The following is an 8,657-nucleotide window of genomic DNA, read 5'->3' on the forward strand; positions in this document are numbered from 1 at the left end:
CGCCACGCGGCGGGTGCGCACCGGCACCGAGCTTATCGTGAAGAACATCTAATGGGCTGGGACCACGGGGGCCGGTACTACACCCGGCCCCCGTGGAGCGACTCCTGGTCGAGCGGGTGGCGGCGTGCTGGCTCCAGGTCCAGGACGCCGACATCCGGGCGGCGCAGGCGACGAATGCGTCGTTCCGGCAGGCGGACTACAACCAGCGCCGCATGGACGCCGCCCACAAGCGGTACCTGTCGGCCCTCAAGACCCTCGCCCTGGTTCGCAAGTTCGCCGGACCGGCGCTCCAGATCAACCTTGCCCGCAAGCAGATCAACGTGGTCAACGCCGCTCCGACCGCCTGACGTGCTGTTGGGATTCGTCCGGGGTCGCGGGGCTGCCGAGCAGCCGTTCGCACCCAAGCTCATGCGATCCACTTAATTGCCGCTTCGGACAAAATTCTTTTTGTCCGACATTGCCGCGGCGGTGCGGCATCTTTACCCTCAGCAAAGAATTCTACTCGCTCACCACAACCCGCGTGCCCCATGCGCCCACCCGTGCCGTTCCGTCGCCTGCTCCGCGTCTGGGACTACCTGCTCGGCAACGCCGCCACCCCGAAACCTTCGCGGGGGCGGCTGGCCGTCGAGCAGATGGAGGAGCGCACGATGCTCACCGCCGTGCCGCTGCTCGCGGACGGCGGGGGGACGTGGGTGAAGGTCGACACCCTCACGGTGGCGACCCGGACCAACCAGAACGTGTCCACCGGCGTCCAGTCGGCGGTCGCCCTGGAGGCCGGCCAGACGTACCTGGCCGTGGCCCACGGGATGGCCCGGATCGCGACGGACACGACCGGGTTCGCGGACGCCGAGTTCATCCGGTACAACAAGAGCACCGGCCCGCAGGACGGGTCCAGCCCCGGGTACGCCTGGAACAACCACGGGGTGCGGCTGGCCGGCGTGCCGGGCGGGGACACCACGGGGAACCTGTGGGGCGGGTACCAGAGCGACCACCAGTACGTGAAGACGTTCGTGGGCCAGGGCACCAAGGTGACCGGGTACTACAGCGACCTCCCGGGGTACTACGGCGACAACTCCGGCACCCTCCAGGTGGACCTGTACGCCGCGGTGCCCACCGTAGCGGTGACGGCCGCCACCAACTCGACCGAGGGAGGGGCCGGTACGTTCACGCTCACCCGGTCCGGCGGGAACCCGTCGCAGCCGCTGACCGCGTACTTCGCCCTCGGCGGGACGGCGTCGGCGACCTGGGACTACACGGTAGGCGGGGCGACCTACGACCCGGCCCGCCAGCGGTACACGGTGACGTTCCCGGCCGGGGCGGCGACCGCCGTGGTCACCCTCCCGACGGTGGACGGGGACTGCCCCGAGCTTGACGAGACGGTGGACCTGACGGTGCTCCCCGATGACCCGCGGTACGCGGTGTCCGCGACCCAGGCCCGGAAGACCCTCACGGTGGCCGACAACGACGTGACCCCGGACATGGTCGCGCCGGGGGCGGTATGGACCGACGACGGGTCGAGCGTCTACGTCGCCAACACGGGGGCGACGTGGCTCCGGGCCGAGGTCGTCGCGCCCGGGTGGGTGCGGCTGTCGCCGGTCGCGTGCGGCGAGACCGGCCCGGCGATCTGGAACGACTACGCGGCGAGCGTGACCGGGCTAGACGGGTACGACGGGGACGCGACGTGGGAGGGCGACGCCGGGAGCCTGACCCTGACCGCCGCGGGCGGCATCCACGACGTGACCCTGCACGCGGCGGAGGACAGCCTCGGGAACCGCTCGGGGCGGGTCACCCTCCACGCCGGCCACGACGTCGGGGCGGTGCGGGCCGGGGAAGTGGTGGCGATCACCTCCGGGGGGACGGTGGGGGACGTGACCGCCGAGTGGTCGGTCGGCGACGTCTCCGCCCGGTCGCGGGTGGGGGCAGTGCTGGTGGTGCAGGGGTCGGTGGACGGGGACGTGGCGAGCGCGACCGGGTCGGTCGGGGACGTGACGGCCTCGGGCGACATCAAGGGGTCGGTGACCGCGGCCGGTGACATCGGCCACGTGAAGGCCGGCGACACCCTGTCGGCGTCGCTCACCGCGGGCGGCAGCATCGCGTCGATCACCGTCAAGGACCCCGAGGCGGCGGGCGAAACGCCGCTCCTTGAGCACGGCACGCTCGACCAGGTGGGCTGGGGCGTCTACTCCGTCGACGCGACCACGGACCGTTACGAGCCCGTCGGCGAGCCGGGGACTGGCCCGCGCGACGCGGTCGACGGGAAGACCGTCGGCGGGTTGACCGGCACGGTCTCGGCGGGCGGGAACATCGGCCCGGTCGTCGTGTTCGGGCCGGTCTCGAAGTCGGTCACGGCCGGGGGCACGGTCGGCGTCCCGATCGCCTTCGAGGTGGGGGGCGTGTGGGTGAAGGGGGCGGTCAGCGGCGACATCACGGCCGGTGCCGGTGGGGTCACGGTCCGCGGCTGGGACCTGGTGGAGGGGGCCGTGACCGCGCCGGGGGCGGTTGCAGTGTGGGCGGTCGGGGACGTGTCCGGGGCGGTGACGAGCACGGCGAAGGCGGTCACGGTGGGGACGTTCGGCGACGTCACCGCGGCTGTGACGGCCGCCGGTGAAGTGGACGTGCGGGCGGCCGGGTCGGTCGGCCGGGACTCGCTGGCCACGTCCGGTACCGGCTCGCTGATCCAGAGCACGGGAGACGCCGTGCTGGTGTGGTCCGGCGGTACAGTGGCCGCCCCACTGTCGGCCAAGAAGTACGTCGCGGTGTACGGCAAGCAAGGTGTCGTGATTAGCGGGACCGTGAAGAGTTCGGAGGGCGACGTCTCGATTAACTCGCCCGACGGGGGTATCTCGGGCGGTTCGTCTCTTATTGATCAACTGAGGGTTGAGGCCGGGCGGAACATTGAGTTGACCGCTGGCAAGGGCATCAAGCAGGTATCGGTAGCTGCGACGAAGAACGCGACGATCTCGGCCGGGACATCCATCGCCGACGCGGACGTCCGCGCCGGGCAGAACGTCTGGGCTTCTGCCCGAGGTGGCGATCTTGACGGCACATTCGTGGCGTCGGAGGGGTGGTCCTATGCGTGGGCGTACACCGATCTTAAAGGTAAGGTGTCTGCGAAAGGCCAGGTCAGCGCGACCGCATGGAACGATTTGAGTGCGCAGCTAACTTCGAGTGAGGACGGGGTCGAGGCGTTTGCTGGGCGAGATCTGACTAACGCCGTCACGGGTAAGTGGTGGGTGGACATCGAGGCGCGCGGAAAGGTCTCCGGGACTGTCACCGCCGGGGACGTCACAGCGTTCGGAGGGGTAATCGTACGCGCGGGTGGCGACATCACCGGCAAAGTGATTTCGTCCGGCAACACCGAACTGGCAACGGCCGCAAGTGTGAGCGGCGGTGCCGAGGCCACCGGCGGGTGGCTGTATGTGACAGCCAATGCCGCGATCACCGGCGACTACAAGGCCGGCGAAGCCGCCAATTTGTGGTCCGGCGGAACGATTACGGCGACGGTCACCACGGCCGGCGACTTGGAGGTGAAGGCGGGTGGCACGATCAGCCCTCGTGCTGGCGGCTTCCGCTCGACCGGAGGTGACGTTCGGGTCTGGACCGGCGGCGACATGAGTCAGAACGTAGACTCCACTGGTGAGGGTGGAGACATTTTCGTTGAAGCCGCCGGAAGTGTTACAGGTACGACGTCGATCAAGGCCGGGAAGGATGTCGAGGTGCTGGCAAACGGCGACATCGACACCGGTGTGTCGGTCGAAGGCGAGTGGGTGGCGGACGTCCGATCGGCAAACGGTGAGGTCAAAGGCGCTGTCACGACGCGCAAGAAGGACGGATGGCTGACGGATCCAGCTTCCCCTGCGAAGCAGCGTCTCGACATCATCGATAAGCAAATCGCCGACCTACTCGTTAAGTGGGGTCAGACACAGTCAGACTCCCTCAAGACCCTTTACGACCAACAGATTGCCCAACTGCGGGCTGAGCGGGAGGCACTCGCATTCGGTGACAAGCCGTTGAATTATAAGGAGATTCCCGCAGCACGTGTCGATGCGATGGTTCGGGACGGGCTTGCGAAGAGATCCCCGAGTGGAACCTACGAGGGTAGTACTACCGAGGGGTACGTTGTCATTGCGGACACGATTGGGGACGTTAAGTATGTTTTAGTGCTGGAGCCCTTCCGCTACGCGCTTATCGACAACGCCGGGGGGGTACCAGACTACGGCGGGCCGGTGGATCCCGACCGGTACACGAAGGATCCTGACCCCAACCACGGGATTTCGCTAATCGGCAACCCCAACGCGCTTGCGCAAGTCGAGTTCTACAAAGTCGTCGATCGGATTACCGTATCAGCAAGCACTGCGACCACACCCGGCACACCTGAGGGCTGGCGGAAGCACGTCTGCCAGGATACGGACCTGTGGCTGAACCGCATCCAAGCAGTCGTCTTCCGAAAGAAGGCGGCACAAGACGTTGCCATCGCCCAGACCATCGACTTCGGCATGCGGCTCCTGCCCTTGGTCGGTGCGGTCAGTGACTTCTTGGACGGCAACTACACCGAGGCGGCGATCTCGCTGGCCGGCGATGCGGCGATGATCACAGGATTTGGGGCGGCCTTCAAGGCACGCAAGTGTGTCACAGCCGGTAAGGACATGACCAAGCTGGTTTACCGGGCTTCGGTCGGAACCGAGGCCGCGATCGCAGGCTTCCGACTCGGGCAAGGGATCGACGCGCTGGCCGACGGGGACACGTCTAAAGCGTACGGCCACTTCGGGGACGCAACGCTGCGGTTGTTCGGGCTATCCGCTCAATCGATTGCGTGGTTGAGGAACAAGCCTAAGTGCTTCGTCGCAGGCACGCTGGTGCATACCGCCTCAGGGCCGAAGCCGATTGAGGAGGTCATTGTTGGGGATCGGGTTTGGGCTTATGACCGGCAGGCCGGCAACTGGCAACTCCGGGAAGTGACACACACTCACGAGCGGCGCTCTGACATCCTGAATTCGGTGACGTTCGCGGACGGATCAGAAGTGACGGGGACGCACGGACACCCGTTCTGGGTGATCGAGGGTGCGAAACTCACGACTAGGCCGACTGGGGATCATGGCCACGCAGAGGGGGTGGGCCGAACGCCGGGTTGTTGGGTTGCGATGGGATCCCTGGTACCAGGTGATGTGATCCTGACCATGAACGGCCGGGTCAGTAGGGTCATGGCCGCCGAGAGTAGGGCTGGAACGGTCCCTGTCTTTAACTTGTCGGTGGAAGGGTTGCACAGCTACGCTGTCGGTATGACCGGTGTTCTGGTTCACAACGCCGACCCAGCAGATTATTCCAACGCTGCAAAAACCTCTACCAAGGCTGCGGCCACCACTCCGGACAAGCCGACAGTCGTGGCACCAAAAGCGGGGCAGGCACCCGAAGTCTCGGTCGCCGGGCCGACTACGTCAAAGGGCAAACTTGCCCCCGAGGCGGGCACCCCGAAGCCGAACCCGAACGCTCCGACAGTGCCAGTCACACCCGGACTCGAAAACATTACCCCTGGGACCGAACTCGGTAAGGGTGGGAACAAAATTGTATCTACAGTGGTCGGCGACGAAACAAAGGCTGTTGGTGTGCTGAAGGCCGGGAGACCCGCAAAGGCGCTCCAGGAAGAAATCCAACAGATCCAACAGTTGAAGGACGCGGGACTGCCAACCGTCAACATCGTGGGGACCACAGTTGTAGGGGACAGGCCAGCGATCGTTATGGATCGCTTCGCACTCGGTTCGAAGAAGGTTGTGGAGAACGTGAACGGGAAGCCGGCAATCGTCGGCAATTCCTCCTTACTCAACCAGCGTAGCGTTCAGGATCTCGAAAACATCAAGCGCATCATGATCGAGAAAAAGGTGAAAGTTGATGATCTGCAGTTCTTGATCGCCTCCGACGGCCGTGTGGTCATCGCCGATCCCTTGAAGGTCTTCACCAATCAAGAACCCTCCAAAGTGAATAAGAGAACTATCGATCTCCTTATCAAGGTTGCCAAAGGGGAAAGCTAATGGGGGCTCTGACCGATAACGACTTCGCGAGCGGTATCCCGTCGTCGAAACTTGAACTGCTCCGGACTATCGTCGGGGGCGTGGTGACGAGCTTAACTCGGTACAGTTGGTCACCCCCCGACGAGGCCGTCAGCGAGTGGAACATCGATCCTGAGAAGTTAGCGTTTAGCCTCACCGCCGGGCCGCTCCTGATCGAACTGGGTGACGGCACGAGAATCGGGGCGGCGAGTGACCCGTCGTTAATATCTGTTATTCTCTGGGCGGAGCGGGACCGCGGCGGTCGGGAAAGGGAACCCCGACTCGCCGACGACGACGAGCTACACCCTATACCGGCGACGGACGAGCGGTACGCGCCCGCCGCCATCCGGAAATTAATCGGCCTGAAGATCGAGGCCGTCCGGATTCTGAAGCGGCAGCCAGAACTTGCGAAATGGGAGGCTTACCCGTGTGAGGCGGGCGTACTCATCGAGTTTGCCGGAGGCGGCAAGATCCTGCTTTCGCACGGGCTTCACGACGACAGCGACGATTTCTCCGTCATCACTCCTGGGCAGGTGAAATCGTCTTTGGTTGCGCGACTGACTGATATGATGCTGGTGACTTAAAAGTGTTCTTTAGCATAATGTCCGCAACTCGTGTATAGCCTCACAAAACGTGAAACACGGGGCCGTCGTTTGGGTCGGACGTCGCTGCCATCTTCGGCGTCGGGGCGCTGCTCAAGGCCGTGAAGTGTATCACCGCGGCCACGGTCGCGTCCCGGTACTCGCGGTCGGTTAGGGGGGGCACCCCACCCCCGCACGCTCGACGGCGGAAAGCGTCATGGCCACCGCAGCGACTCGGCTTAACGAGGTCAACGATGCGCAACGTCTGGCTCACTGTGGCACTCGCGGGTCTAGTCGGGTGCGTGGTCCCACAGGACCAAGCTGACCGGCCGTTGGACCGGGTGGAGCGGCCGCGGGCCAGGATCGAGGCTTGCGGCGGGGTACAGTCCGGCCTGTTCTCCGCTGACGGCAAGACGTTCCTCGGGTGGGTCGCCCCGGACGGGAAAGACCCGTCGACACTGAGGAGCCTCCCGAGGCCGTGGACGCTCTGGTCGGTTGCCGACGGCTCCGCCGTGGCACGTTGGACGGGGCACCCGCTGTCCGACTTCAGCGTGCCGGGGACGTCCGACGGCACCGTCTGGGCGGCGCAACTGGCCGGCAACCTCAAGCTCGGCAGCCGCTGGCTGTTTCTCGACCTGACGACTGGCGAGGTCAGCGAGGTGCCGGGCATCACCGACCCGAAGGATCCGTGTTCGCCCCCGAACTTTACGTCGGACCGCACCCGCCTCGCACACTCGGACTACCGCCCGGAGCGCACCGGGCGGGTGTACGAGAAGAAGGCCGCGGGCTGGGTCAAGATCGCCGAGGTGCCGGGGGAAAAAGCCTGTCTCTCGCCCGACGGCAAGCTCGTCGCCACCATCGCCTGGCCGAAGGGCGCGAAGGGGGTGGTCGTCCGCGTGTACTCAGTGGCTGAGGGGAAGGAACTGTGGTCGGCACCGGTCGATAGCTATGGACTGCACGGGTTTACGCCCGACGGCCGTTACGTCGTCCAGATCGACAACGCCGGGCACCGGCTGCTCGACGCCGCCACCGGCAAGCAGGCGGCGCTCGTCACGAACGGTCCGCGCCGGAACAGCCAGGGGCCACTGGAAGTCGCGTACCGGGCCGGGTGGGTCGCAGCGCTCGTCCGCGGCGACGCGAAGGCGGAACTGGTGCGGTGGGACCTGGCGAAGGGCGTCGAGGCGAGCCGCACCGCGGTCGAGTCGCCGTCCGGGCGGAACAACACGCCGCCGTTCGGCTCGCCCCGGCTTGTCGTTGTGGGAGCGCACGAGACCCACAAGGTTCCCGACCGGCCGAACGTCACCTGGTCGAGCCTGACCGTAGACGTCTTCGACCCAGCGAGCGCGGACCCGGTCGGCCGGCTCCGGGTGGCGAACGCGGACTCGTTGGTCGCGTCGCCCGACGGGGAAACGCTGGCCGCCCACGAGTGGGGCGGGCTGGCGTTCTACGGGCTTCCGAAGCTCAAATGACGCCACCGAGCATCCTCAAGCGGCTCCGGACGTTGCGGCCCGATCACCGGTCACTTACACTTCTCCTTACCAGCCGGCGTCAGGGCGTGACGGGAGTTCCTCCGCGGGAGGGTCCGGGGTGGTGTGCCCATGAACGAGGCCGAGACGTGCCGGACGATGGTCTGGCCCGAGTTGGAGGGCACGGGGTGGCTCGCCAACGGCGAGCGGTTCTACCGCGAGCAGATGCACGTCACCAACGGCCGCATCGTGCTCGCCGACGGAAACCCCAAGCGCCAGCGGAGGAAGATCCCCGACTTCCTGCTCCACTTCACCCGCGACCTGCGCATCTACGGCCGACTCGATTGCAACTCGGCAGTTGCGGCGCTGGGCAAGGGGTATTCCCGGCACCGGGTGTTCTTCGCCGACGAGGCCGCTGGCATCGCTGCCGGGTACCGGCCCTGCGGCAACTGTTTTAGGGCACGCAACAAGGTGTAGGTGCGGGGCGGGGAGCCGGGGTCCGTGGCCTACCCGCAATGCCCTTCAGTTAAGCACAACGACAGCCTCGCGGAAGGGTTTCGTCGGCT

General features: G+C 66.0%; 5 protein-coding genes. All 5 read left to right on the top strand.

Features of this window, described 5'->3' with window-relative positions:
* Positions 1-92 precede the first annotated feature (92 nt).
* Entirely contained in the window at positions 93-347 is a 255-nt protein-coding gene (locus tag ACTIGN_RS14105; RefSeq protein WP_439624847.1) for a hypothetical protein, read from the top strand.
* 192 nt (positions 348-539) lie between these two features.
* Positions 540-6,026 carry a hypothetical protein gene (locus tag ACTIGN_RS14110; protein ID WP_439624849.1) on the top strand — a complete coding sequence of 1,829 codons (5,487 nt, stop codon included), beginning with the start codon at positions 540-542 and terminating at the stop codon, positions 6,024-6,026.
* Positions 6,026-6,628, top strand: coding sequence for a hypothetical protein (locus ACTIGN_RS14115; protein WP_439624851.1), 603 nt, complete (start codon positions 6,026-6,028; stop codon positions 6,626-6,628). The genes ACTIGN_RS14110 and ACTIGN_RS14115 overlap by 1 nt, the downstream gene beginning before the upstream one ends.
* A 509-nt stretch (positions 6,629-7,137) precedes the next feature.
* The gene (locus ACTIGN_RS14120) at positions 7,138-8,094 is read left to right on the top strand and encodes a hypothetical protein (RefSeq protein WP_439624853.1); all 957 of its coding nucleotides are present in this window, start codon (positions 7,138-7,140) and stop codon (positions 8,092-8,094) included.
* A 129-nt stretch (positions 8,095-8,223) separates the two neighbouring features.
* The gene (locus ACTIGN_RS14125; RefSeq protein ID WP_439624855.1) at positions 8,224-8,568 is read left to right on the top strand and encodes a hypothetical protein; all 345 of its coding nucleotides are present in this window, start codon (positions 8,224-8,226) and stop codon (positions 8,566-8,568) included.
* Positions 8,569-8,657 lie beyond the last annotated feature (89 nt).

This window comes from Gemmata sp. (assembly GCF_051859125.1).
Taxonomy (GTDB): Bacteria; Planctomycetota; Planctomycetia; order Gemmatales; family Gemmataceae; genus Gemmata.

Excerpts from the sequence above, each read along its gene's own strand:
- ACTIGN_RS14115 (WP_439624851.1), top strand. The coding sequence starts at position 6,026 with ATGGGGGCTCTGACCGATAACGACTTCGCGAGCGGTATCCCGTCGTCG.
- ACTIGN_RS14125 (WP_439624855.1), top strand. The coding sequence starts at position 8,224 with ATGAACGAGGCCGAGACGTGCCGGACGATGGTCTGGCCCGAGTTGGAG.